Annotated in this window: 28 protein-coding genes; 15 read left to right on the top strand and 13 right to left on the bottom strand. The window is 60.2% G+C overall.

Features of this window, described 5'->3' with window-relative positions; genetic code table 11:
- Positions 1–4 precede the first annotated feature (4 nt).
- Both PF1751_RS19410 and PF1751_RS19405 read right to left on the bottom strand, forming a co-directional pair.
- Positions 5–1351, bottom strand: a complete 1347-nt coding sequence (locus PF1751_RS19410) for an NCS2 family permease (protein ID WP_021490805.1) — start codon at positions 1349–1351, stop codon at positions 5–7.
- Between the two features lie 175 nt (positions 1352–1526).
- Complete coding sequence (locus tag PF1751_RS19405) at positions 1527–1958, bottom strand: MarR family winged helix-turn-helix transcriptional regulator (protein WP_010208844.1); 432 nt, start codon at positions 1956–1958, stop codon at positions 1527–1529.
- Positions 1959–2039: 81 nt separating this feature from the next.
- On the opposite strand from PF1751_RS19405, the gene PF1751_RS19400 reads away from it, so the two are divergent.
- Positions 2040–3206 (top strand): aminotransferase-like domain-containing protein, encoded by a 1167-nt coding sequence (locus tag PF1751_RS19400; RefSeq protein ID WP_021490804.1) that lies wholly within the window; start codon positions 2040–2042, stop codon positions 3204–3206.
- A 10-nt stretch (positions 3207–3216) separates the two neighbouring features.
- Positions 3217–3819, top strand: coding sequence for a glutathione S-transferase family protein (locus PF1751_RS19395; protein WP_021490803.1), 603 nt, complete (start codon positions 3217–3219; stop codon positions 3817–3819).
- A gap of 104 nt (positions 3820–3923) precedes the next feature.
- On the opposite strand, the gene PF1751_RS19390 is transcribed toward PF1751_RS19395, so the two are convergent.
- Positions 3924–4820, bottom strand: coding sequence for a LysR family transcriptional regulator (locus PF1751_RS19390; RefSeq protein WP_010208849.1), 897 nt, complete (start codon positions 4818–4820; stop codon positions 3924–3926).
- A gap of 111 nt (positions 4821–4931) precedes the next feature.
- On the opposite strand from PF1751_RS19390, the gene PF1751_RS19385 reads away from it, so the two are divergent.
- Genes PF1751_RS19385 through PF1751_RS19375 form a run of 3 tightly spaced genes read left to right on the top strand, consistent with a single transcriptional unit; the run spans position 4932 to position 7868 of the window.
- Positions 4932–6224 carry a CitMHS family transporter gene (locus tag PF1751_RS19385; RefSeq protein ID WP_016976366.1) on the top strand — a complete coding sequence of 431 codons (1293 nt, stop codon included), beginning with the start codon at positions 4932–4934 and terminating at the stop codon, positions 6222–6224.
- A gap of 1 nt (position 6225) precedes the next feature.
- Positions 6226–7551: an acyclic terpene utilization AtuA family protein gene (locus PF1751_RS19380; protein ID WP_021490802.1), complete on the top strand. Its 1326-nt coding sequence runs from the start codon at positions 6226–6228 to the stop codon at positions 7549–7551.
- A complete protein-coding gene (locus PF1751_RS19375) occupies positions 7548–7868 on the top strand; it encodes an AtuA-related protein (protein ID WP_010208852.1) in 321 nt (106 codons plus the stop codon). Before PF1751_RS19380 ends, PF1751_RS19375 begins: the two co-directional genes overlap by 4 nt.
- 22 nt (positions 7869–7890) lie before the next feature.
- On the opposite strand, the gene PF1751_RS19370 is transcribed toward PF1751_RS19375, so the two are convergent.
- The 5 genes from PF1751_RS19370 to PF1751_RS19350 all read right to left on the bottom strand — a co-directional run bounded on the left by PF1751_RS19370 (position 7891) and on the right by PF1751_RS19350 (position 10674).
- On the bottom strand, positions 7891–8262 hold the full coding sequence (locus PF1751_RS19370; protein ID WP_044287592.1) for a glutathione S-transferase N-terminal domain-containing protein: 372 nt from the start codon (positions 8260–8262) through the stop codon (positions 7891–7893).
- Between the two features lie 101 nt (positions 8263–8363).
- Positions 8364–8909, bottom strand: a complete 546-nt coding sequence (folE, locus tag PF1751_RS19365) for a GTP cyclohydrolase I FolE (RefSeq protein ID WP_003236739.1) — start codon at positions 8907–8909, stop codon at positions 8364–8366.
- A 78-nt stretch (positions 8910–8987) separates the two neighbouring features.
- Positions 8988–9545: a Smr/MutS family protein gene (locus PF1751_RS19360; RefSeq protein ID WP_042571845.1), complete on the bottom strand. Its 558-nt coding sequence runs from the start codon at positions 9543–9545 to the stop codon at positions 8988–8990.
- 75 nt (positions 9546–9620) lie between these two features.
- On the bottom strand, positions 9621–9941 hold the full coding sequence (locus tag PF1751_RS19355) for a hypothetical protein (RefSeq protein WP_044287591.1): 321 nt from the start codon (positions 9939–9941) through the stop codon (positions 9621–9623).
- Between the two features lie 142 nt (positions 9942–10083).
- Positions 10084–10674: a cysteine hydrolase family protein gene (locus PF1751_RS19350; protein WP_010208860.1), complete on the bottom strand. Its 591-nt coding sequence runs from the start codon at positions 10672–10674 to the stop codon at positions 10084–10086.
- A gap of 239 nt (positions 10675–10913) precedes the next feature.
- Between PF1751_RS19350 and prmB the strand changes: the two genes are divergently transcribed.
- Positions 10914–11825 carry a 50S ribosomal protein L3 N(5)-glutamine methyltransferase gene (prmB, locus tag PF1751_RS19345; protein WP_044287590.1) on the top strand — a complete coding sequence of 304 codons (912 nt, stop codon included), beginning with the start codon at positions 10914–10916 and terminating at the stop codon, positions 11823–11825.
- A gap of 127 nt (positions 11826–11952) precedes the next feature.
- On the opposite strand, the gene PF1751_RS19340 is transcribed toward prmB, so the two are convergent.
- Together PF1751_RS19340 and PF1751_RS19335 are read right to left on the bottom strand one after the other, a co-directional pair.
- Entirely contained in the window at positions 11953–12759 is an 807-nt protein-coding gene (locus PF1751_RS19340; protein WP_010208862.1) for a hypothetical protein, read from the bottom strand.
- A gap of 99 nt (positions 12760–12858) precedes the next feature.
- Positions 12859–13821 carry an alpha/beta hydrolase gene (locus tag PF1751_RS19335; protein WP_044287589.1) on the bottom strand — a complete coding sequence of 321 codons (963 nt, stop codon included), beginning with the start codon at positions 13819–13821 and terminating at the stop codon, positions 12859–12861.
- 143 nt (positions 13822–13964) lie between these two features.
- Here PF1751_RS19335 and aroC point away from each other — a divergent pair, with 143 nt between their 5' ends.
- The 4 genes from aroC (at position 13965) to PF1751_RS19315 (ending at position 17302) form a co-directional block, all read left to right on the top strand.
- On the top strand, positions 13965–15056 hold the full coding sequence (gene aroC, locus PF1751_RS19330; RefSeq protein WP_010208866.1) for a chorismate synthase: 1092 nt from the start codon (positions 13965–13967) through the stop codon (positions 15054–15056).
- 73 nt (positions 15057–15129) lie between these two features.
- Entirely contained in the window at positions 15130–16293 is a 1164-nt protein-coding gene (locus PF1751_RS19325; RefSeq protein WP_010208867.1) for an MFS transporter, read from the top strand.
- A complete protein-coding gene (locus PF1751_RS19320) occupies positions 16290–16820 on the top strand; it encodes an acireductone dioxygenase (RefSeq protein WP_044287588.1) in 531 nt (176 codons plus the stop codon). The genes PF1751_RS19325 and PF1751_RS19320 overlap by 4 nt, the downstream gene beginning before the upstream one ends.
- A 212-nt stretch (positions 16821–17032) precedes the next feature.
- Positions 17033–17302, top strand: coding sequence for a response regulator transcription factor (locus PF1751_RS19315; protein ID WP_010208869.1), 270 nt, complete (start codon positions 17033–17035; stop codon positions 17300–17302).
- Positions 17303–17362: 60 nt separating this feature from the next.
- Here the strand turns inward: PF1751_RS19315 and PF1751_RS19310 are convergent, their stop codons facing one another.
- Entirely contained in the window at positions 17363–17641 is a 279-nt protein-coding gene (locus PF1751_RS19310; RefSeq protein WP_010208870.1) for a DUF3509 domain-containing protein, read from the bottom strand.
- A 352-nt stretch (positions 17642–17993) separates the two neighbouring features.
- Between PF1751_RS19310 and PF1751_RS19305 the strand changes: the two genes are divergently transcribed.
- The gene (locus tag PF1751_RS19305; protein ID WP_010208871.1) at positions 17994–19820 is read left to right on the top strand and encodes a long-chain-acyl-CoA synthetase; all 1827 of its coding nucleotides are present in this window, start codon (positions 17994–17996) and stop codon (positions 19818–19820) included.
- Positions 19821–19929: 109 nt separating this feature from the next.
- Entirely contained in the window at positions 19930–20445 is a 516-nt protein-coding gene (locus PF1751_RS19300; protein ID WP_010208872.1) for an ankyrin repeat domain-containing protein, read from the top strand.
- A 22-nt stretch (positions 20446–20467) separates the two neighbouring features.
- On the opposite strand, the gene PF1751_RS19295 is transcribed toward PF1751_RS19300, so the two are convergent.
- Positions 20468–21061, bottom strand: coding sequence for a hypothetical protein (locus PF1751_RS19295; protein WP_050513948.1), 594 nt, complete (start codon positions 21059–21061; stop codon positions 20468–20470).
- 193 nt (positions 21062–21254) lie between these two features.
- On the opposite strand from PF1751_RS19295, the gene PF1751_RS19290 reads away from it, so the two are divergent.
- The 3 genes from PF1751_RS19290 to PF1751_RS19280 all read left to right on the top strand — a co-directional run bounded on the left by PF1751_RS19290 (position 21255) and on the right by PF1751_RS19280 (position 24428).
- On the top strand, positions 21255–21785 hold the full coding sequence (locus PF1751_RS19290; RefSeq protein WP_042571839.1) for a hypothetical protein: 531 nt from the start codon (positions 21255–21257) through the stop codon (positions 21783–21785).
- Positions 21786–21853: 68 nt separating this feature from the next.
- Positions 21854–22045, top strand: a complete 192-nt coding sequence (locus tag PF1751_RS19285; protein WP_003172956.1) for a PLDc N-terminal domain-containing protein — start codon at positions 21854–21856, stop codon at positions 22043–22045.
- 295 nt (positions 22046–22340) lie between these two features.
- Positions 22341–24428: an LTA synthase family protein gene (locus PF1751_RS19280; RefSeq protein ID WP_010208877.1), complete on the top strand. Its 2088-nt coding sequence runs from the start codon at positions 22341–22343 to the stop codon at positions 24426–24428.
- A 54-nt stretch (positions 24429–24482) separates the two neighbouring features.
- Here the strand turns inward: PF1751_RS19280 and PF1751_RS28545 are convergent, their stop codons facing one another.
- Positions 24483–24635 (bottom strand): DUF3309 family protein, encoded by a 153-nt coding sequence (locus PF1751_RS28545; RefSeq protein ID WP_010208879.1) that lies wholly within the window; start codon positions 24633–24635, stop codon positions 24483–24485.
- Positions 24636–24655 lie beyond the last annotated feature (20 nt).

Below are 24655 nucleotides of genomic sequence, written 5' to 3'. Positions count from 1 at the left end.
CTTTTTATAGAAATACGAACTTGGCGATGAAAATCGCGCACAGCACCCACAGGCTTACGGAAATGTCGCGGTACTTGCCGGTGCCCGCCTTCAGCGCCACATAGGTGATAAAGCCCAGGGCGATGCCGTCGGCGACCGAAAACGTCAGCGGCATCATAATCGCCGTGACGATCGCCGGAATGCTGTCGGTGGCTTCGTCCCAGTTGATATGCGCCATGCTCGCCATCATCAGCATCGCCACATAAATCAGCGCGCCGGCCGTGGCATAGGCTGGGATCATGCCGGCCAGCGGCGCGAAAAACATCGCGGCCACAAACAGGATACCGACGGTCACGGCGGTCAACCCGGTGCGGCCACCGGCGGCCACACCCGCGGCACTTTCCACATAGCTGGTCACCGGCGGCACGCCAACCATGGCGCCGAACACACTGGAAGCGCTGTCGGCTTTCAGTGCGCGGGAGAGGTTATCGATCTTGCCATCGGCATTGACCAAGCCGGCCCGTTGCGCGACGCCCATCAGTGTACCTGCGGTATCAAACATGTGTACAAAAAGAAATGCAAATACAACGCTAATCATGCTGACATTGAACACACCTTTAATGTCCATCGCCATCCACGTCGGCGCCAGGCTCGGTGGGGTGGAGATCATACCGTTGTAGTGCACCAAACCCAGGCCCCAGCCGGCCAGGGTCACAGCAATGATGCTGATCAGGATCGCGCCGAACACGCGGTGGTAGCTGAGGATGGCGATGAGCAGAAAGCACACGGCCGCCAGCAGCGGCGCGGGTTCATGCAGCGAACCGAGCTTGATCAGCGTGGCCGGGCTCTCGACGATAATCCCGGCGGTTTTCAGGCCGATCACCCCGAGGAACAAGCCCACCCCGGCGCCCATGGCGTGGCGCAGGCTGACGGGAATGCTGTTGAGCAGCCATTCACGCACCCGCGAGAGCGTCAGGCCCATGAACAACACGCCGGAGATAAACACCGCGCCCAGCGCGGTTTCCCAGGTGTAGCCCATGGTGCCGACCACGGTGTAGGTGAAGAACGCGTTCAAACCCATGCCCGGCGCCAGGCCCACCGGCCAGTTGGCGTACAGGCCCATCAGCAGGCAACCCAGCGCGGCGGCAATGCAGGTGGCAACGAACGCCGCGCCGTGGTCAATGCCGGCGTCGGCCATGATATTGGGGTTGACGAAGATGATGTAGGCCATGGTGATGAAGGTGGTAAGGCCGGCGATCAGCTCGGTCCTCACTGTGGTGCCATGCAAGCGCAGTTTGAACAGGCGTTCCAGCCAGCCGTTCTGTGAGGGGGCAAGGTCGAGCGTCGGGGCTTCGGATTTGCGGCTATCCACAGCGAGTACTCCTCAAGAGTTTTATTGTTATTTCCAGCGCCGGTCACGGATGGGCCGCAGCGCTTTGAGGTACTGGCGGGTTTTGTTGACCAATAGGTCAGGAACTCGCGCGAAGCGAATTATGCTTTTGTATACAAATAAAGCAAATAATGTTTTCGAATAGCCGCGTGAAGGGCTAGCTCGCGCTCAATGCCTGGTTGACGGCCAGCCATCCCGTCACCGCTTCTTCGCCCGCTTCACTGAACGCGCGTTGCAACAGTTTCACCTGTTCACGACGCAGAGAGTGCTCGAAACGCGAGCCTTCCTCAGTCAATTCCAGCAGGCGTTTGCGCTTGTCGGTCTCGGACGCAACGCTGTTCACCAAGTGCATTTCCTGCAACTGGCGCAATGGAATGTTCAGCGCCTGCTTGCTCACGCCGAGCAATTCCAGCAGTTCCTTCACGCTCAAGGCTGGGTAACGCGCGATAAAAAACACAATGCGCTGATGCACCCGGCTCAGACCACGGCGCTCAAGCATTTCGTCGGCCTTGGCGGTAAACGCCTGGTAGCCGAAGAAGAACGCTTCCATGGCTTCTTGCTGGGCGGTGGGGTTTTTAAGGTCAAGCATATTGACGTATCCGTCTAAGTTGTCGTAATTTCGGTCAATCAGTTTGACGTATTTCCCACAGGCTTCGCTACCGGTGACCTTATGGCCTTCTCTGAACGTGTTACGCGCCTCAAAAGCTCCTTGATCCGTGAAATCCTCGCGGCAGCCCAGCGCCCGCAAGTGATGTCGTTCGCCGGTGGCCTCCCGGCCGAAGCCATGCTGCCCGCGCTGGACTGGGATGACATGCCCCTCAACATCGGCCAATACGGCATGAGCGAAGGCGAGCCGCAGTTGCGTGAACTGCTCGCCGCCGAAGCCCGCGCACTCGGCGTGCCGTGCCAGGCCAGCCAAGTGCTGGTGGTCAGCGGTTCCCAGCAAGCCCTGGACCTGGCGGCCAAGCTGTACATCGATAAAGGCACCCAGGTTCTGTTGGAAGGCCCGACCTACCTGGCCGCGTTGCAGATCTTCCAATTGTTCGGCGCCGATTGCCTCACGGTACAACTGGAGGCCGACGGCCCAAACCTGAGCGCGCTGCGCGCCAGCCTCGAACGCCATCGTCCGGCATTCATCTACCTGATCCCGACGTTCCAGAACCCTTCGGCGGTGCGTTACAGCGAAGCCAAGCGCGAAGCTGTCGCCGCATTGCTCGATGAATTCGGTGTCACGCTCATCGAAGACGAGCCCTACCGTGAACTGACCTTCGATGGCGGCAGTGCCAAACCCATCGTCGGGCGCCTGAAAAAGGCCAGTTGGATCTACACCGGCACCGTGTCCAAGACCCTGTTGCCAGGCCTGCGTGTCGGCTACCTGATCGCCAGCCCGGACCTGTTTGCGCACCTGCTCAAACTCAAGCAATCGGCCGACCTGCACACCAATCGTGTCGGCCAATGGCAGGCGATGCAGTGGATCGGCAGCGAAAAATACCAGCAGCACCTGGTGGAACTGCGCAGTTTTTATCGCGAACGCCGCGATGCGTTCCAGGCTGCGCTACAGCGTCATTTTGCCGATCTGGCCGACTGGCAAGTGCCCCAAGGTGGATTATTCTTCTGGCTGACCTTGAAACAACCACTCGACACCCGCACCTTGTTGGCGCCAGCGTTGGAACAGGACGTCGCGTTCATGCCCGGTGAACCGTTCTTTTCCGAACCGGACCAACACCCTGGTTCGCTGCGGCTCAATTTCAGCCATATCGACCCGGCCCGCCTCGACGAAGGTCTCAAGCGCCTGGCCGCCGTGGTCCGGCAAGCACAGCACGCGCAAGCGGCATAAGGGGAGCCCCATGTACAAGGTTTATGGCGATTACAAATCGGGCAACTGCTACAAGATCAAATTGATGCTCAGCCTGCTGGGCATCCCGTATCAATGGGTGGATGTGGACATCCTCAAGGGTGACACCCAGACCGCCGAATTCCTGGCGAAGAACCCCAACGGCAAGATCCCCGTGCTGGAACTGGAAGACGGCACTTGCCTGTGGGAGTCCAACGCGATCCTCAACTTCCTGGCCGATGGCAGTGAGTTTCTGCCGTCCGAGCCGCGCCTGCGCACCCAAGTGCTGCAGTGGCAGTTCTTCGAGCAGTACAGCCATGAGCCGTACATTGCGGTGGCGCGGTTTATCCAGTTTTACCTGGGGCTTCCCCAGGAGCGTCTGGAGGAATACAAGAAGCTGCACAAGGGCGGTTACAAAGCGCTGAAGGTCATGGAGCGCCAGTTGCAGCTGACGCCGTACCTGGTGGGCGATCAGTTCTCCATCGCCGACGTGGCCTTGTATGCCTACACCCATGTGGCCCATCAAGGTGGTTTTGACCTGGACGCCTATCCGGGGGTGCAGGCGTGGATGGCGCGGGTAGCCAGCCATCCGAAGTATGTGCCGATGCTGGACTGATAACGGGGTCGAAATGTGGGAGCGCGCTTGCTCGCGAATGCAGTGTGTCAGTCACTGATGATTCGACTGACGCACCGCATTCGCGAGCAAGCCCGCTCCCACATTTAGCTCAAGGGTGTGTCAGGTAGTTCGTCGTGCAGCAGATCGAAGCAGCGTTGCGCTGCGGGGCTCAGCCCCATCCCGCTCCGACTGATCAAGCCGATTTCCCGATTCACGCCGGGATGCTCGATGTTGATGCGCTTCAATCCCTCCAGGCTGTCCGCCGCCGATTCCGGCAGAACACTGATCCCCAGCCCCTGGCGCACCAGCGCCAACACCGTCGACATGTAGTTGGCTTCCATGCCTGCGTTCAGGGTCAGTCGTGTCTGGTCAAACAACGCATCCACCTGCTCGCGCACACTGCTGTCGCGACCGGTGAGGATGATCGGCTGGTCCGCCAACTGCTCCAGGGTCAGTTGGGGAAAGCGGGTGAGGGGATGATCCAGCGGTACAAACGCGCACAAGCGATCATTCAGCACCGGCACGAATTCCAGGCCATGACTGAGCCGTGCGCGCACGCCGATACCAAAATCCACCTCGCCGGAACGCACCTGAGCGTGAATGCGATGGGCCACTAGATCATGCAGGCGCACCTCGATCCCGGCAAAGCGTTCGCGAAACAAGCGTAGAACCGGCGGCAAAGCGCCGGCACATACCGAAGGCAGCGCGGCGATTGTGACCACGCCTCGACGCAGGGCGGCCAGGTCGCGGGAGCCGGTGACGATGTTGTCCAGGTCCAGCAGCAGTTTTTCCATGGGGCCGCGCGCGTCCTGGCCGGCGGCGGTGATGCTGACATGGCGCGGGCTGCGGTCGAGCAGGGCGACGCCGAGCCAATCCTCCAGTTGTTGCACCTGCACGGTCAGTGCAGAAGGCGACAGATGCAGCTCATTGGCTGCCTTGGTGAAACTGCCCGTGCGGGCCACCGCCAGAAACGCTTGAATGTGTTGGATACTGTTCTTCATTTTGTTTTTCCGAACACTAGCTGGTGAATATTCCAATTTACAAAGACTAACCCGCTTCCAATACTCCGGGTAAAACAATAACCGGCCACCAAGGCCGCTCTGGAGTAACCCATGCTCGCTACCCTGGGTGTCATTACCATCCTGTGCCTGCTCGCTGCCGTCATGAGCAAACGCCTCTCGCCCCTGGTGGCCCTGATCGCACTGCCGATCATCGCCGCGTTGCTCGGCGGGTTCGGCCTGCAAACCAGCGCTTTCATCATCACCGGTATCAAGAACGTCGCCCCGGTCGTGGGCATGTTTGTGTTCGCGATCCTGTTTTTCGGGATCATGACCGATGCCGGCATGCTCGACCCCATCATCGATCGCATCCTGCGCACGGTAGGGACGCGTCCTACACGCATTGTCGTTGGTACCGCGACCCTGGCGTTGCTGGTGCACCTGGACGGCTCCGGCGCAGTGACTTTTCTGGTGACGGTGCCGGCGATGCTGCCGCTCTACACACGGTTGGGCATCGATAAACGCATCCTTGCCTGTGTCTGCGCGATGGCGGCCGGGGTCAACTTCTTGCCGTGGACCGGTCCGGTGTTGCGTTCGTCGGCCGCCCTGCACGTGCCGGTGGCAGACCTGTTCCAACCGCTGATCCCGGTGCAGATCGTCGGCCTGATCTTCGTTTTCGCCTGTGCCTGGTGGCTGGGCCGTCGCGAAGAAAAACGCCTGGGCCTCGGCGCCGGCTCCACCGTGGATGCAGTGCCCCAGCGAGTACTCAGTGACGACGATATCAAGCTGCGTCGCCCGCGCCTGTTCTGGGTCAACCTGATCCTGACCGTGCTGGTGATGGTGGTGATGATTGCCGGCTGGGTCGACCCGGTGGTGATGTTCATGCTCGGCACCGTGGTGGCGCTGTGCATCAACTACCCGAACGTCGACGCCCAGCGCGCCCGCATCGATGCCCATGCCAAGACCGCCCTGACCATGGCCAGCATCCTGCTCGCCGCCGGGGTGTTCACCGGCATCATGCAGGGCACCGGCATGCTCAAGGCGATTGCCGAAGTGGCGGTGGCGCAGATTCCCGCCGGCCACGGCAAGTTGATTCCTGCGGTGGTGGGTTTCATTTCCATGCCGTTGAGCATGTTGTTCGACCCCGATTCCTACTATTTCGGCGTGATGCCGGTGATCGCCGAAGTCGGCAAAGCCTTGGGCGTCGACCCCCTGCAAGTGGCCCAGGCCTCGTTGCTCGGTGTGCACACCACCGGCTTCCCCGTCAGCCCGCTGACGCCCGCGACCTTCCTGTTGGTGGGCCTGTGCAAGATCGAACTGGCCGATCACCAGCGCTTCACCATTCCGTTTCTGTTCGCCGCGTCGGTGTTGATGACCCTGACGGCGTTGCTCCTGGGAGTTATTTGAGATGAAAACCTTGCGCATCGGCTCCGGCGCCGGCTATTCCGGCGACCGTATCGAACCTGCCGTGGAACTGGCCGAGCAGGGCGACCTGGATTACCTCGTGTTCGAGTGCCTGGCCGAAAGAACGATTGCCTTGGCGCAACAGGCGCGGATCAACGATCCAGACGGTGGCTACGATCCGCTGCTGAGTGAACGCATGCGCCGCGTGCTGCCCTTTGTTGGCGAAAAGGACGGCCGCCGTCGCTTGCGGGTGATCACTAATATGGGCGCGGCCAATCCGGTGTCGGCCGCCAGTGAGGTGCGTCGAATAGCTAAGGAACTGAGCCTTGATCTGAAGGTGGTTGCGGTCGTCGGCGATGATGTGTTGAAGGCGTTGCGGCCCGAGTGTTTGCTGGATAACGGCCAGACCGTCGAGTCCCTTGGCGAGCGGCTGATTTCCGCGAATGCCTATTTGGGCGTCGACGGCATTCTGCAGGCGCTGCGCGCGGATGCGGACGTGGTAATCACCGGACGCGTGGCTGACCCTTCGCTGTTCCTGGCACCGCAGATGTTTGAATTCGGTTGGGCCGCGGACGATTGGCAGCGCCTGGGGCGTGGCACGTTGGTGGGGCATTTGCTTGAATGCGCCGGGCAAGTCAGCGGTGGCTATTTTGCAGACCCTGGCTTCAAGGATGTGGAGGACCTGGCGCGCCTGGGTTTCCCCCTGGCCGAGATTGACGCAGAGGGTGAAGCCTTGATTACCAAGGTGGCCGGATCCGGCGGGCGGGTCAGCGGCGCAACCTGCACTGAGCAGCTTATCTATGAAGTGCATGACCCGGCGGCGTACCTCACGCCTGACGTGACGGCCGATTTCTCTCGAGTGGGCTTTGTTGAGGAAAGTACTGATCGCGTGCGTGCCCAAGGTGCGGACGGCCGTGCACGCCCCGAAAAGTTGAAGGTCAGCGTCGGCTATCTGGACGGTTGGATTGGTGAGGGGCAGATGTCCTACGGCGGCCCTGGTGCTGTCGCACGGGCGCAGCTGGCGCGGGATGTCGTCCTCAAGCGGCTTGAGTTAATGGGCGTGAAGATGCAGGACGTGCGTGCCGAACTGATCGGCATGGACTCGCTCCACGGCCCACGCAGCACGGTCGAGCCCTGGGAAGTACGCCTGCGCGTGGCAGCGCGCTGTGACGATCGCGGCGAGGCGGTGCGGGTGGGCAATGAAGTGGAAACCCTTTACACCAACGGCCCGTCGGGCGGCGGCGGCGCGAGCAAAAGCGTACGTCAGGTGGTGGCGGTGGCGTCGTTGTTGCTACCGCGCGATAAGGTCAATCCGAGGATCGAAGCATGAAATTGCACACGCTGGCCCATTCCCGTACTGGGGATAAGGGCGATACGTCGAATATCTCGATCATTGCCTACCGTGCCGAGGATTACCCACTGCTGTGCGAACAGTTGACGGCCGAGCGCGTGGCCGAGTTTTTCGCGGGGTTGCGGGAGCCTGGGGCGGCGCCTGTGCGGCGCTATGAATTGCCGAACGTGCAGGCCCTGAACTTCGTACTGCCGGGCATCCTGCGCGGTGGGGTCACCCGTTCGCTGGCGCTGGATGCCCATGGCAAGTGCCTGGGCTCGGCGTTACTCGATCTTGATTTGGCAAGACTGAACTAAATGTGGAAGCGGCGTAAGCCTGTCAGACCGCAGCGAAGCGCTTGTCCAGATAATCAATGATCATCTTGGAGTCATACATCCAGGTGGTCTGGCCATTCTCTTCGATACGCAGGCACGGCACCTTGATCTTGCCACCTTGCTCCAGCAGGGTCTGGCGGGCCTGTTCGTTGTTCTTCGCATCTTTCAGCGCGACGGGCACATTCAGGCGGTGCAAGGTGCGGCGGGTCTTCACACAGAACGGGCAGGCGTGGAACTGATACAGGGTCAGTTCCTTGGCCGCTGCGTTCACCTGTGCCTGTTGCTCGGCGGAACGCTGTTTTTTGCGAGGGCGGGTAAGAAAGTCGCCCGCGATGATGACGTGGCCGAGGCCCACTCGAAGTGCTTTGACGAACATGGCTGAAACCTCTTGCCCATGAAGAAGGGGCCGCAGCTTACCTCAATTTTGCGGGCGAAAAAAAACCGGCGATGAACGCCGGCTTTTTCGTACTCAGCCTGTTACTTGATCAGGCTGAGGAATTCGCTGCGGGTGGCCGCGTTTTCGCGGAATTCACCCAGCATCACCGACGTGATCATCGACGAATTCTGTTTCTCCACACCGCGCATCATCATGCACATGTGCTTGGCTTCGATCACCACGGCCACGCCCAGGGCACCGGTCACTTGCAACACGGCATCGGCGATCTGGCGGCTAAGGTTTTCCTGGATCTGCAGGCGGCGGGCATACATGTCGACAATCCGCGCAACCTTTGACAGGCCCAGCACCTTGCCGCTTGGGATATAGGCTACGTGCGCCTTGCCGATGAACGGCAGCAGGTGGTGTTCGCACAGCGAGTACAACTCGATGTCCTTGACCAGCACCATTTCGCTGTTGTCAGAGCTGAACAAGGCACCGTTGGTGACTTCTTCCAGTGTCTGCTCATAACCGCGGCAGAGGTACTGCATCGCCTTGGCGGCACGCTTTGGCGTGTCGAGCAGGCCCTCGCGGGAAACGTCCTCGCCGAGTTGGCCGAGGATCGCCGTGTAATTCTGTTCCAGGGACATGAAACTACCTGTGGGATTTTCGCAAAGCGCAAGGTTACGGTGACGGGCACATCGCTGCAAGCCTGACGATGGCACTTGTTACTCGTCGCGCCCTTCCATCATGGTGCGTTTGAGCATGACATACACTGCCCCCGCGCCGCCGTGGCGGGCTTGGCATGAGGTAAAGCCGAGCACCTGGGCATGCTGGCGCAGCCAGGTGTTGACGTGGCTTTTGATCATCGGCCGCTTGCCGTCCAGCCGCACGGCCTTGCCGTGGGTGACGCGTACACAGCGGATTTCGAATCGGGTGGCTTCGGCGAGGAAGGCCCACAGGGTTTCCCGGGCTTTCTCCACGCTCATGCCATGCAGGTCAAGGCTGCCTTCGAACGGGATCTGGGCGGCCTTGAGCTTGCGCATCTGGCTTTCCTGCACGCCATCACGGGCCCACATCAGCTCATCTTCGGGGCCGACATCGATGACGAACTGGTCCGACAGGCCATCCACGGTGGTGGCCTCGGTGCGCACAGTCGCGGCCTGGCGCAGTTTGGCGATCTGCGCCCGGTCGGCCTTGGGTTTGCCGGTGTCGGCGCGGTCGTGCTTGATCGGCTTGACGCCGCGCAGCTCGTTTTTGAACAGGGAAAAATCGTCGTCTTGCATGTTGGCCTCCGCGAAGGGCGGGCAGTTTACCTAAATCGCGGCGGCCAGGGCGCAGGAAACGCTATCCAAGCGCCATCAGTCGTGCTTTTTCATCAGGTGTGAAGCGATATTCAGCGACAACGGCTGACGCATTTTCCGCCGGCTGCGTCGCCATAACCGTACGCCCAACCACAGCACCAACAGCCCGATCGCCAACAGAATCGCCGAGCCACCTGGGCTGGCATTCAGCTCGCCGAGCGCGGGCGAGTGACCAAACAGACCCGCGCCACCAGCGCCGGCCAACAGCAAACCAACTATCGCCAGCAGCGCGGCAATGCCGGCCACCAGGCGCAGACGCCAGTTGCTCGGGCCCTTGGGGCGCAAGCGACGAGCATCAAAACCATCGGATATCTTCATTCCGACCTTTCCTCCAGGGTATCGGCCCTTCGACCGGACAATACACAGGTTGTTCCGGGGGGAGGGGTAAATGCGCCAAATGAAAGGGCTTTGCGGATGAGCGGGGCAATAAACATTGCCGCGCCGCTCATCAGAAGGTCGATCAGATCAGATCTTTGGTCAACGCCAGGGTGGCGAAGTTGTCGGCCATGATGGCCATTTCAGTCTGCTGCACGTGTTCGGCGCTGAGGATGCCGCCTTTGTAAGGCAGGTCGCGGGTCGCGCAGGCGTCTTCCACCAGGGTGCAGCGAAAGCCCAGGTTCTTGGCCGCGCGCACCGTGGTGCTGACGCTGGAGTGGCTCATGAAGCCGCAAACGATCAAGTCCAGGGAACCGAGGTCCTGCAAGTGTTTTTCCAGGCCTGTGCCGTGAAAGGCGCTGGGCAGCAGCTTGCCGATGATGGTTTCGTCGCCTTCAGGCTCAAGGCCGGGAATGAATTCGCCGCGCTCACCCTGCGGGTCGAACAGGCCGCCAACGGTGCCTAGGTGACGGACATGCACGATCGGCCGCCCGGCGTTGCGTGCGGCTGACACAAGTTGCTTGATGTTGCCGACAGCCGCGTCCATGCCCGAGAGGGCGAGGGGGCCGCTGAGGTATTCCTTCTGGGCGTCGATGATCACGAGGGTCGCATGGCTGAGGTTCGCCGCTGCGTAACCACGACCGCTGAGTTGAAACATCGTCTTTGGAACGGACATTCTGGGGCTCCTGTGAGGGGGGCTTTTGCGACATTGTCCACTGGCTGAGCGGTTCTGTGAATCGCTACCATCGTAAGGTACGCCGTTGTTGGCGTGCAGCCATGTCAAGAGGTGGGCCTGTTTACCACAATGATGGCAATTTGGATGAAATCCGACGGATGGCGACGGGTTTCCGTACATCGTCGGTACAGGTGAAGGCTGTTAGAATCGCCAGTCGTTTTTTCCAGGAGCTTGCCCCCGTGACCACTTCTTCCCGCCTGCGCACCTTGCGCGACCATATCCGTTGGGCTGTCAGCCGTTTCCATGGGGAAGACCTGTATTTTGGCCATGGCACCGACAATGCCTGGGACGATGCCCGGCAACTGGTGCTCGGCGCGTTGCACTTGCCGTGGGAAATCGCCGACAGCTACCTCGACTGCAACCTGGAAGAAGAGGAAATTGCCCACCTGCAACGCTTGCTGCACCGCCGCATCCACGAACGCGTGCCGACGCCTTATCTGATTGGGGAGGCCTGGTTCTGCGGCATGTCGTTTATCGTCGATGAGCGCGTGCTGATCCCGCGCTCACCGATTGGCGAACTGATCGAAAACCGCTTCGAACCCTGGTTGGCCCAGCCACCGGCACGCATCCTCGACCTGTGCACCGGCTCCGGTTGCATCGGCATTGCCTGCGCTTATGAGTTCCAGGACGCCGAAGTGGTGCTGGGGGATTTGTCCTTCGAAGCCTTGGAAGTGGCCAACCAGAACATCGAGCGCCATGGTATCGACGAGCGTGTCTACACCGTGCAGGGTGACGGTTTTGACGGCCTGCCGGGCCAGCGCTTTGACTTGATCGTGTCCAACCCGCCGTATGTGGATGCCGAAGACTTCGCCGACATGCCCGACGAATACCAGCACGAACCGGAACTGGGCCTGGCGTGTGGCGACGATGGCCTGAACCTGGTGCGGCGCATGCTGGCCGAAGCGGCGGACCACCTGACCGAGAAGGGCCTGCTGATTGTTGAAGTGGGCAACAGCCAGGTGCACGTCGAGGCGCTGTACCCGGAAGTGGATTTTGCCTGGCTTGATTTCCAGCGCGGTGGGCATGGGGTGTTTATGTTGACGGCGGAGCAGTGCCGCCAGCATCAGGCAGTATTTGCCGCCAAGGTTTAACGGTAGGAACGCGGTCAGTGTGGGCGCTGGCTTGCCTGCGATAGCGGTGTATCAGTAGCAGATGTGGGCGCTGACCTACTGCTATCGCAGTCAAGCGAGCTCCCACATTTGATTGCGTTTGCGCCCACTAACGGTGCGTCGCAATCCAGATCAACAACCCGGCCTGAAACACCGTAAACGCCACCAGGCAAGTGATGGTAAAGCGCAACCCGCTGTCCTCGCGCTTGAACTTGATCACCTTTTCCTCTTCCTTGCGCAGCTTCACTTCCTGTTCCGCCAGGTTCTGCTCGGCTTGTTGCAGCATCTGCGCCGCTTCCAGAATCTCCACGAATTGCACTTTTTCCGTGTTCCAACTGTCCAGCACGTTGCTGACCTTGCCCGGCTGAACGTTACCTTTCAGGTGCTGCACATCGGCGTAGGCCACATCAAAGCCCTGGATGCGCAGGAAGTGATCGCGGCGCAGGCGGGTGGCTTCGTTCAGCGCATCTTTGTTGGCCAGGTCGACGCCGTCGACGCGATAGTGCGACCACTTCTTTTTCGCCCACGCTGCGCCTTGGGCGACGAGGAAGCGGCCCAAGCCACGGTTGGCCGGCTCGATTTCCAGGCTGTTACCAGGGCCAAAGTGCACGCGATGCGTATCGTGGTCGACCCAGATATCCAGCTGATTCTGTTCACGGCGCACGCGTTGGCCGGGCAACTGGATGACCATGCGCAGCAGGCTACGGTGTTTGTCATGGCGCTCGGCATAGCCGAACTGCACGAACCGCAACGGCCGCACGCCCGTGGCGCGGTCGGTGGCCAGGGGCGCCAGGCGCAGCATCTTGAAATGCTCGGCCTGCACGTCTGCCCACGGCAGGGGCGCCACGTTGACGGCCTCGGTTTGTTCAGCCGGGGTGTCGGCGGTGGATTCCGGTGTTGCTTCAGTGGTTGTCATGCGGCGCGATCCTGTCCAAGCCCAGCTAGCCGACAGTCTTTTTACTGTCGACTCTGGGCTTATCGGCCGTTTTCCCCAGGACTGGAGGCAAATTGTCGCTTAACGGGGTTGAAGTCCGTCGATAAAGCGCACCAGGCGGTTGCCTAGCTCGGCGGCAAGGGGCAGTTGCGGGTCGTTGTAGGAGGCCAATTGCTGCTTCACGTCGTTGGGCACGATACGCATCACGTGGTTCATGCCCTCGATCACTGCAAGCTGCGCGTCGGGCTTGGCGTTTTTCAGTTGCTGAGCGTCGCCCACGCCGACCTGAATATCGTGGGTGCCCTGGATGATCAGTGCCGGCATGTTCAACTTTGCAAAGGCCGCCGACGGATCGGCACGGAACAGGCTGATCAGATACGGCTGCACACTGGGTCGGAAAATGCCTTCCAGCGGGCCAGGCACATCCGCATCCACTTGGCCGGCCTTGAGGTGATCAAGAATTTGGTTGCTGCGCAGCAGCAGGGCAGGGGGCAGGTGATCGGCCAACTGTTGGCGGATGACTTGATCAACCGGGCGCGCGCTACCGGACAGCGAGACCACGCCCGCCGGGTCCAGTTGCGGCGCGGCGAGGGCGGCCACCAGCGCACCTTCGCTATGACCCAGCACAATCAGCGGGCCCAGGCGTTTGTCAGCCTTGAGCAGTTTGCCCCAGGCCACGGCGTCTGCGACGTAAGCGTCCAGGGTCAGGTTGCGTTCATCGGGGGTGGCCGCCAGGCTGGCCGCGACCCCGCGCTTGTCGTAGCGCACGCTGGCGATGTTATGTCGCGCCAGCACCCAGGCCAGGCGCTTGAGGCTGTCGTTGCGTGCGCCGTCGGCGCTGTTGCCGTTGCGGTCGGTGGGGCCGGAGCCGGCGATGATCAGCACCACCGGTACGGGTTCTTCGGATTTAGGCAGCAAAAGCGAACCAAACAGCTCGCCGCTGCCCGTGTCCAGGCTGATAGGCCGTTGCAGCACCACAGGGGAGGCGGCGAAGCCAAGGCTGGAAAACAGGGTGAGGGTCAAAAGCAGTACTCGCAGCATCATCGCGCCATCATGAGGAAGGTGCCGGTTGGACCAAGGTCTGCCGCTAAGGTTTCGAGGATGAACTACTCGGTTAGCCTGCGTATACTGGCCGCCTTAAGTTATTACGGTTGACTTGATTCAACTGATTTCACGGAGCGCCCTGCATGTCCGGCAATACCTTCGGCAAGCTGTTCACTGTCACCACCGCGGGCGAAAGCCATGGCCCGGCGTTGGTCGCCATTGTCGACGGCTGCCCGCCCGGCCTCGAGCTGTCCCTGGAAGACCTGCAGCGTGACCTCGACCGCCGCAAGCCCGGCACCAGCCGCCACACCACCCAGCGCCAGGAGCCCGACGAAGTCGAAATTCTCTCCGGCGTATTCGAAGGCCGCACCACTGGCTGTGCCATCGGCCTGTTGATCCGCAACACCGACCAGAAGTCCAAGGACTACTCGGCGATCAAGGACCTGTTCCGTCCGGCCCACGCCGACTACACCTACCACCACAAATACGGCGAACGCGATTACCGTGGCGGCGGCCGCAGCTCGGCCCGCGAAACCGCGATGCGCGTGGCGGCAGGTGCCATTGCCAAGAAATACCTGGCCACCCAGGGCATCGTGATCCGCGGCTACATGAGCCAACTGGGCCCGATTGAAATCCCGTTCAAGACCTGGGACAGCGTGGACGACAACGCTTTCTTCAGCCCCGACCCGGACAAGGTGCCTGAATTGGAAGCCTATATGGACCAGTTGCGCCGCGACCAGGACTCCGTCGGTGCCAAGATCACCGTGGTCGCCGAAGGCGTGAAACCCGGTCTGGGCGAACCGATCTTCGACCGCCTCGACGCTGAACTGGCCCATGCGCTGATGAGCATCAACGCGGTGAAAGGCGTGGAAATTGGCGCCGGCTTTGCCTGTGTGTCCCAGCGCGGCACCGAACACCGCGACGAGCTGACCCCGGAAGGTTTCCTCAGCAACAACGCGGGCGGCATCTTGGGTGGTATTTCCTCCGGCCAGCCGATTGTGGCGCACCTGGCGCTCAAGGCGACGTCGAGCATCACCACGCCGGGCCGTTCGATCGATGTGCACGGCAACCCGGTGGACGTGATCACCAAGGGGCGCCACGATCCTTGCGTCGGCATCCGTGCTACGCCGATCGCTGAAGCAATGATGGCCATCGTGTTGATGGACCACCTGCTGCGCAACCGTGGGCAGAATGCCGATGTTCGTGTGAGTACGCCGGTGCTGGGCCAGCTGTGACGACCTGCTGGAAAGAGCCAGCGTGCTGTGGTGAGCGAGCTGGCTCGCGCTGGGCGGCGAAGCAGCCGCAGTCATGACTCCGGCCCTCCCATACTGGCGCCTCTCCAGCTTCTATCTGTTCTACTTCGCCCTTCTGGGGGCGACGGCGCCATTCCTGGCGCTGTACTTCGACCACCTGGGCTTCTCCAGCGCGCGCATCGGCGAGCTGGTGGCCATCCCCATGCTGATGCGCTGCGTGGCGCCCAACCTGTGGGGCTGGCTGGGCGACTACACCGGCCGGCGCCTGGCCATCGTGCGCTTCGGCGCGGTGTGCACCCTGGCGAGTTTTTCGCTGATCTTCATCAGCCACACGTATGCCTGGCTCGCCCTGGTCATGGCCCTGCACGCGTTCTTCTGGCACGCGGTGCTGCCGCAGTTCGAAGTGATCACCCTCGCGCACCTGCAAAAACAGACCTCGCGCTATAGCCAGATCCGCCTGTGGGGCTCCATCGGCTTCATTCTCACCGTGGTGATCATGGGCCGCCTGTTCGACTGGCTGAGCTTGGACATCTACCCAGTGGTAGTCGTGGTGATCATGGCCGGCATCATCGGCGCCAGCGTGTGGGTGCCGAATGCGCAACCTGCCAGTCACGGCAATCGTCTGGCGGGCGAGGGCTTTCTCAAACAATTGCGGAGCCCCGGCGTTCTGGCGTTTTATGCCTGCGTGGCGCTGATGCAAATGAGTCATGGCCCGTATTACACCTTTCTCACCCTGCACCTCGAACATCTGGGCTACAGCCGTGGTGTGATCGGCATGCTGTGGGCGTTGGGCGTGGTGGCTGAAGTGCTGATGTTCCTTGCCATGAGCCGCATCCTCTCGCGCTTTTCGGTACGCCGGGTGCTGCTGGCGAGTTTCCTGTTGGCGGCGCTGCGCTGGCTGCTGCTGGGCTCGTTTGCCGAGTTTTTCTGGGTGCTGTTGCTGGCGCAGGTGATGCACGCCGCGACCTTCGGCAGCTTTCATGCGGCGGCGATTGCCTTCGTGCAGCGTAGTTTTGGCGACAGGCAACAAGGTCAGGGCCAGGCGCTGTATGCAGCGTTGGCCGGCACCGGTGGCGCATTGGGCGCCCTGTATTCCGGCTATAGCTGGAACCTGTTGGGGCCGACCCTGACCTTCAGCATCGCCAGCGTCGCCGCCCTGGCGGCCGCCGTTATTATCGGTTTTCGATTGCAAGAGCAGAACCAAGGAACCCTTCAATGAGTTATGTCGCTGTCTACTCCGTCGCTACATCGGATACGCCGAACAAGGTCCTGACCCATTTCGATGACATCGTCGCCACCTTGGCCGAGCATGGTGTGCGTTTCGAGCGCTGGCAGCCCGGCCCGGTCGAGAAGGGCGCCAGCGATGCCGAGCTGATCGCCGCCTGTCAGGCGCATATCGATACCCTCGGCTACCGTGCTGTCGAGGTGCTGAGGGACGCCGGTGATCAGGCGCAGAACGCCGAATTACGTGGGCAATTTCTCGACGAGCGCCGCTACAGCGAAGACGACGCGCGGTTTTTCCTCGCCGGCCAGGGCCTGTTCACGCTGCACATTGGCGACTACGTATACGCCGTACGCTGTGAGAAAAACGACCTGCTGGTAATCCCGGCCGGTATGGCGCACTGGTTTGACGCGGGCGAGCACCCGCACTTTGTGGCGTTGCGTTTATTCAATACAGCGGAGGGCGGGATTCCGGAGTTCACGGGTGACGATATTGCCCGGCGTTTTCCCGGATTGGATGATTAATCGCGAGCCATCAGAAACTTCAACCCCCGTACGTTGGAAGTTGTTGTGGGAAGAAACTTAAGCTCGTGTAGGGCCTTGCTGTTTATTCTGGGGGCCACGCTTTAATCCCACGCCTTATGTAACTCTCTTCGGTAAGCACGTTTATATCATCCGTCAATAGGAGGAATCCGAAGGGTGATAGGACGTCCGCCAATAAAAAAGGAGAGAAACTAATGAGAGGCCCAAGTAAATCGTTAGCGGCCCCGTATTTGGTGCCCAACGCAGTCAGGCGGCGTATTAATCTGGCGGGCAAGCGCTTGACGCCCACGGAGCTGGAAATACTGCGCTGGGCCTCGGAAGGCAAGACGGTGTGGGAGATCAGCCAGATACGCGCCACGTCTGAAGCCACGGTGAAATTCCATCTGCGCAATATCTACGGCAAGTTGGAAGTCAGTAACCGTGTCCAGGCGATGAACGAAGCGGCGCGCAAGGGGCTTTGCTGAAGGCATCAAAAAAAGGGCCGCGACACCCTGGGTGTCGCGGCCCTTTTCTGTATCGGCTGCTTAAGCCGAGTGGTAAGTCGGCAGGGCAAAGCGGTTCTGGCTTTGCAGCATCGAAATTTGGGGCAGGTCGCTGGCTTGTTCAGCCAGGTCGCGGCGGATGGCGCTGATCACCCAAGTCAACTGGTCGGCAGTGTGCAACTGCTGGTAGGAGATCGAACGCTTGACCTGCTTGCCTTCGCTGTTACGCAGGGTCAACAGGATGCCACCGTCGGGACGTGGCTGAGTGGTGACGTCGTAGTTGGAAAATACTGAAGCGAATTTATCTTGGATCAGGCTCATGTCTATCAGCTCCGTTGGCTCAAGTTGGCAAGCATGGAGTGATAGGTGCAGTGATTGTGCCAGCTATTGATTTTATAAAATGTCGTTATAAATCAATAATATACAAAAAGTGTAAATTTTCGATTTCGTGCAATTTGCATGAATGGCCATCATGCATCCTGCATTTTGCGTGGCTCGACACGGCTGGACGGACGCGCCATTACCCTTAAAGACTGCGCCCGCGTTGCGAAATTCCTTTTTCCATCGGTCGTTCATCGGGATACAAAACTTTTCAAATCCTGCGTGTACAGCCCAAGAGAGGCTGACGTACTTTCCTGCAAGGTTTACTAAGAATAAGAAAAAGGACGTTCCCATGAACCATTCGCCAAACGACATGATTACCTGGGGCATGATGCTGCGTAAGGTGCCCGCTATTGTCCGCGCCCTGCCACGGGTAGTGCGCGGCATGCGTGCCGCCAACGTCACCGACCCTCAGCAACCCTGCGGCCTGGGCTGGCACTTCGAGCAAGCCACCCTGCGCAATCCGGATGGCGCCGCGTTGTTGTACGCCGACCGCGTACTCAGCTACACCGAAGTCAACCAGTCGGCCAACCGTATCGCCCACCACTTGCATGCTCAGGGCATCCGTAAGGGCGATGTGGTGGCGATGTTCATCGAAAACCGTCCCGAGTTGCTGCTGAATGTGCTGGCCGTCGCCAAGTTGGGCGGTATCTGCGCCATGCTCAATACGGCGCAGACCCAGGCGGCGCTGGTGCACAGCCTGAACCTGGTGAGCCCGGCGGCGATCGTGGTGGGCGCGGAATTGGTGGCTGCCTACGAGGCCGTACGCAATCAAGTGGCGATTCCCGCCGAGCGCACCTGGTTTGTCGCTGATCAACAGGCCAGCGCGCTGCCTGACGGGTACTCCGACTTGATGGCCGCCAGCACCGAAGCCCCGGTGGATAACCCGCCGAGCAGCGCGCAGATCTTCTTCAACGACCCCTGCTTCTATATCTACACCTCCGGCACGACGGGCCTGCCCAAGGCCGGCATCATGAAACATGGCCGCTGGACCAAGACCGCCGTCAGTTTTGGCAGCATCGCTCTGGACATGGGCCCGGACGATGTCCTCTATTGCACCTTGCCGCTGTACCACGCCACCGGTCTCTGTGTGTGCTGGGGCTCGGCGATTATCGGGGCGTCGGGGTTTGCCATCCGGCGCAAGTTCAGTGCCAGCCAATTCTGGGATGACGCTCGACGGTTCAAGGCGACCACCCTGGGTTATGTCGGCGAATTGTGCCGTTACCTGCTTGATCAACCTACCAACGTCAGCGACCGCGATCATCGTGTGACCAAGATGGTCGGCAATGGCCTGCGTCCCGGCGTGTGGGCGCAGTTCAAGGCGCGGTACGGCGTTGAGCATGTCTGCGAGTTGTATGCGGCCAGCGACGGCAACATCGGCTTCACCAACATATTGAATTTCGACAACACCGTCGGCTTTTGCCTGCAGCATTGGGCGCTGGTGGACTACGCCCATGACAGCGGCGAGCCGGTTCGTGGCAGCGATGGCTTCATGCTTAAAGTGAAGACCGGCGGGCAAGGTCTGTTGCTGGCCAGGATCGATGAAAAGTCGCCCTATGACGGCTACACCGACCCGGAAAAGAACCGTAAGGTGATCCTCACCGACGTGTTCGAGAAGGGCGATCGCTACTTCAATACCGGTGATCTGGTGCGCAGCATCGGCTTCGGTCATGCGCAATTCGTCGACCGCTTGGGGGATACCTATCGCTGGAAGGGCGAAAACGTCTCCACCACCGAAGTGGAGAACGTGCTGCTGCAACACCCGCAGATCGCTGAAGTGGTGGCCTACGGTGTCGAAATCGAAAACACCAATGGCCGCGCCGGGATGGTTGCCATCACCCCGAGTGAGTCGCTGGCCTCGTTGGATATGCGTGAGTTACTGCAATTTGCCCACGGCCAGTTGCCACACTACGCGGTGCCTCTGTTCCTGCGCATCAAGGTGAAGATGGAAACCACCGGTACGTTCAAATACCAGAAGGTGAAGCTCAAGGAAGAGGCGTTCGACCCGGAGAAGGCGGGCAATGACCCGGTCTACGCCTGGTTGCCCGGTTCGGACTGCTATGTGCCGGTCACTGGGCAGCTGTTGGCGCAGATCCAGGCCGGACACTTTCGTTATTAAGCCGCGCGATTGAATATGCCTATGGAGGCTTTTGACAAAAAAGCCATGACAGGTGGGAACTCCCTCGCGACACTGGGCGCCATATAGAGGACCAGACAAGGAGCCCCACATGTCAGACCAAGCCAAACAAATGACCGATGACGAAGCCGCAGAATTTGCCGAGCAGGTGTTCGACGTCGCCCGCAAAGGCGACGCCGCCATGCTTGCCGCGCTGCTGGCCAAGGGTTTGCCAGCCAACTTTCGTAATCACAATGGCGACACCTTGCTGATGCTTGCGGCCTATCACGGTCATGCCGACGCGGTAAAAGTGCTGCTGGAATTCAAGGCTGACCCGCTGATTGCCAACGACAAGAACCAGCTGCCGATTGCCGGTGCTGCTTTCAAGGGCAACCTGGAGGTGGTCAAGGCACTGATCGAAGGCGGTGCGCCAGTGGATGCGTCTTCCTCCGATGGCCGTACGGCACTGATGATGGCCGCGATGTTCAATCGCGTGGAAATGCTCGACTACCTGCTCGGCCAGGACGCCGATCCCAAGGCCACTGATGCACAGGGCGCAACCGCGTTGGCGGCGGCACACACCATGGGCGCAGTGGATACGGCGGCGAAGTTGCAAAAACTGGTGTAGGTCGAGGAAGGCGAATCACGGGTTACAGTAGCTTGGCCCAAACATACCAAGTGAATACACCGGTAATTTGCAGCCTTGAAAAACAGTAGTAAGCGATAAGCCAGCGTTTCAAAACAATAGGGATCGCGGCGAGCTCCTCTTCGGTGATCTCGCCGCGTTTGACGTAAAGGTCCCGTTGCTGGAGAAACGTCCTCCTCTCCAGCGTACCGTTCTTGAATCGTTGGTGACGTTGTTCAATCTCGCTCAGTGCCTGCTTTACTTCGTCCACATGCTGTGCCCACGCGGAGGTCGTGCTGCCTACGCCCAGGGAGCCATACCCCAACCAACTCTGAAGCACGTCATAGTGACCAATGACTACCGTTCCCGCCGAAGCATCTTGGTCCAACCTGGGCCGTATCTCCTGTACGTGGCGCATCAGCCACGCATCATCGGCAGTACAGGCCACACCATATTCTTGCGGAATTAGCACCCTCTGACCTGGCGTGACCAAGCCATGACGCAGGTGCAGGTTCAGTGCATCGAACTTTTCACTCAACGCTCGACTTGATCCGGGTAACAAGCGCGACTTCAAACTGAGCAAATCGGTGGTGTACTGATTGATATACGCTTGGGCCATGCGCTCTGTCCTTAGAGGAACAAACAGGGTCACGGACTATAAGTAGCTGAAGGCGCCATAAATCAGCGTGATGGAATTTCGGAATTGGACTACGCATGCACCTGAGCAGGTCCTACAATTGCGCGAAGTTGTTGTACAGGGTAGCCGGTGTTATCTTCCCGGCCCCAATTCAGCCCGCTACAGGACCACGCCCATGAAAACCGCCCTCGTCGAACTCATCAGCAAAATCAGCGCCGGCGTCATGAGCGAGGACGAAGTGGCGCGCATTGCCGATGAAGCGGCCCAGGCCTACGCGGACCCGGCGGCGTTTCTGGCGGCCAACCCGGATATCAACTACGACGACAGCTTCCCGATTCCGTTGGGGGAATGGATCGTGGTCGGCAGCCTGCCAGACACCGTGCTGTTCCAGGCCGATACCTACGGCGACCTGTTCGCGCAGATCGTCGCGTCGTTCGGCCCAGGCGTGGCGTTCAACCTCAAACCCAAGCAACTGGCCAAGACCGAAGACCTCACGGCGTTGAACCGCATCCAGATCCAGATGAGTGCCCTGAGTCCGGAAGACGGTGGCTATGTGCTGCTTAACTTCAGCCAACTGCTGGATGACGAGATCCAGGCCGTGCTGGTCTACGGCAACGACCTGCCGCGGGTGCTGGAGTTGTGCGCCGAACTGGGCATCAAGGGCGAGCCGTCCCTGGAAGCGCTGAAGATCGCCGTTCACGTCTGAAATAAAACGGAACCCCCACCAGGGCTGGCTATCCTACAAGTGCATGCCCTCACTTTAGGAGCGACACCATGGGTTCCACTTTTAATGGCTTGATCGGGCTGATCATCCTGGCGCTGGATATCTGGGCGATCATCAACGTATTCAAAAGCGGCGCGAGCACGGGCGCCAAGGTGCTGTGGATTTTGCTGATCCTACTGCTGCCGGTGCTGGGGCTGATCATCTGGGCGATTGCCGGGCCGCGGGGCAATGTGCGGATTTGATTATCCGATAGATCTAGACTGAGCACCGTTCGTGTGGGAGCAAGCCAGCTCCCACATTGGTTTGCGTACACCCATTAGATTTGTGTATCGAAATATTCGTTGCACGGAATTTTCACATCCCATCCAAGACAATTCGCCGGCTTCATTTCCCTGCCAGGGGCTCTAATCCCAGTGCCACTCAAGGCGGGGCAGGGGTGCGCGTTCAGTAATTAATAGCCTTGCTGCCGTTGATCGGGCACCATTTGCGCCACTGCACTACTTCGTCACTTAAACTTCCAATGGGTCCTAAAACGACATGGCAAACCCGGACGCCCTGAATCAGCAGCGAGCTTCTAATCGCCTGCTGCAACCAACCGTCAAATCCCATCTGGCGTACACACTGCTCTGTGCACTGGTCATGATGGTGATGTTCTCCCTGCTGCGCCTCGCGCTGCTGGTGTACAACCGCGAGATGATCCTCGACACGCCGGCCTCGACCTTCCTGGAAGCGTTCGGCAATGGCACGCGCCTGGACATCCGCTTCGTGATGTACGCGTTGATCCCGCTGCTGCTGGCACTGTTCAGCGTCCGCGCCATGGCCGCGCGTGGGTTCTTCCGTCTGTGGCTGACCGTCGTGTCCAGCATTGCCCTGTTCCTGGGCCTGATGGAAATGGACTTCTACCGCGAATTCCACCAGCGCCTCAACGGTTTGGTCTTCCAGTACGTGAAGGAAGACCCGAGTACCGTGATGAGCATGCTCTGGTACGGTTTCCCTGTGGTGCGCTACCTGCTGGCCTGGGCCGTGGGTACGCTGATCCTGAGCATGGCCTTTACAGGTGCCGATCGCGCAACGCGCCCGCGCGGCCCGTTCAGCGGTGGCAGCATCGGCACCCGGCAGGTAGCGCCGTGGTACACCCGCATCGCGGTGTTTGTGGTCTGCCTGCTGATCGCCGTGGTCGCCATTCGTGGCACCCTGCGCCAGGGCCCGCCGCTGCGTTGGGGTGACGTGTACACCACCGACTCGAACTTCGCCAACCAGCTGGGTCTCAATGGCACGCTGTCGTTGATCGGCGCGGCCAAGGCACGTTTCTCCGAGCACCGTGACAACACTTGGAAGGCCACACTGGAGCAGCCGCTGGCGACCCAGACCGTGCGTGACATGCTGGTGCTGCCGACAGAAAAACTGGTGGATACCGACACCGCCGCCGTGCGCCGTGAGTTCACCCCGCCGGCCGAGAAAACCCTGCCAATCAAGAACGTCGTCGTGATCCTGATGGAAAGCTTCGCCGGTCATTCGGTCGGTGCGCTGGGCCGTCCGGGCAATATCACGCCGTACTTCGACAAACTGTCCAAGGAAGGCCTGCTGTTCGACCGCTTCTTCTCCAACGGCACGCACACCCACCAAGGGATGTTCGCCACCATGGCGTGCTTCCCGAACCTGCCGGCGTTCGAATACCTGATGCAGACCCCGGAAGGCAGCCACAAGCTGTCGGGCCTGCCGCAGTTGCTCAGCGCGCGCAAGTTTGACGACGTGTACGTCTACAACGGTGATTTTGCCTGGGACAACCAGTCAGGCTTCTTCAGCAACCAGGGCATGACCAACTTCATCGGTCGTAACGACTTCGTCGACCCGGTGTTCTCCGATCCGACGTGGGGCGTGTCCGACCAGGACATGTTCAACCGTGGTCTGGAAGAATTGAAAGCCCGTGAAGGCGGCAAGCCGTTCTATGCCCTGCTGCAAACCCTGTCCAACCACACGCCGTATGCGTTGCCGACACCATTGCCGGTGGAAAAGGTCACGGGCCGTGGCAGCCTCGACGAACATTTGACGGCGATGCGCTACTCCGACTGGGCCCTGGGCCAGTTCTTTGAAAAGGCCCGCAAGGAGCCGTACTTCAAGGAAACCCTGTTTGTGATTGTCGGCGACCACGGTTTCGGTAACGAGCAACAGATTACTGAAATGGACCTGGGCCGCTTCAACGTGCCGATGCTGATGATCGCACCGGGCATACAGGAGAAGTTCGGCGAGCGTGATCACACCGTGGGGACCCAGATCGACATCGTGCCGACCATCATGGGCCGTCTCGGTGGCGAAACCCTGCACCAGTGCTGGGGCCGCGACCTGTTGAACCTGCCGGAAGGCGACAAGGGCTTCGGCGTGATCAAACCGTCGGGTAGCGACCAGACCGTGGCGCTGCTGACGGGCGACCGCGTGCTGGTATTGCCTAAGGAAATGCCGCCTAAGCTGTGGTCGTACGAACTGGGCGCCGAGCCAAGTGGTAAGGTCATTTCCGAATCGCCAGACGAGGCCGCACTGAAGCAGAAGCTTGAATCGTTCCTGCAGACAGCGACCAAGAGTCTGTTGGATAACACCGCAGGGGTGGTAGACGGTAAGCCGGACTAATCGACCGGCAATAAAAAAGAGGCCTTCAAGAAGGCCTCTTTTTTTGCCCGGCGTTTATATTTTGCCGAGCAACAACAACACCAGCAGCACGACCAGGACCACGCCCAGGATGCCCGATGGGCCATAACCCCAGCTACGCGAGTGCGGGAACACCGGCAGGCCGCCCACCAGCAGGAGGATAAGGATAATGATCAGAATAAGGCTCATGGTTTTTTTCCTTGTAGGCC

It is taken from the genome of Pseudomonas simiae (assembly GCF_000934565.1).
Taxonomy (GTDB): domain Bacteria; phylum Pseudomonadota; class Gammaproteobacteria; order Pseudomonadales; family Pseudomonadaceae; genus Aquipseudomonas; species Aquipseudomonas simiae.
This window is presented reverse-complemented; position numbering and strand designations above follow the sequence as displayed.